The organism is Flavobacterium nitrogenifigens (genome assembly GCF_003254565.1).
GTDB lineage: Bacteria > Bacteroidota > Bacteroidia > Flavobacteriales > Flavobacteriaceae > Flavobacterium > Flavobacterium nitrogenifigens.
Genome location: NZ_QJRI01000011.1, coordinates 1 through 211 on the forward strand (window position 1 = coordinate 1; position 211 = coordinate 211).

Annotated in this window: 1 protein-coding gene; it reads right to left on the reverse strand. The window is 37.0% G+C overall.

Annotated features, from left to right (window positions below; genetic code table 11):
• A partial coding sequence (locus DM397_RS00055; protein WP_162615400.1) for a condensation domain-containing protein occupies positions 1-211 on the reverse strand: 211 nt, incomplete at both ends.

Sequence of the window (211 nt, forward strand, 5' to 3'; positions counted from 1 at the left end):
TGCTCAAATCTCGTGCGGATAGCAAGTGTATTTAAATATAAACCCAGCTGATTCTCTAAATCAGGATGTTCTCTGCCCGCTATTGGTGTTCCTACTATAATATCATTCTGACCCGAATACTTATGCAATAAAGTATTGATTCCTGCCATAAGTGTCATAAACAGCGTAACATCCTGCGCTTTTGAAAATGCTTTTAATTCCTCTAAAAATG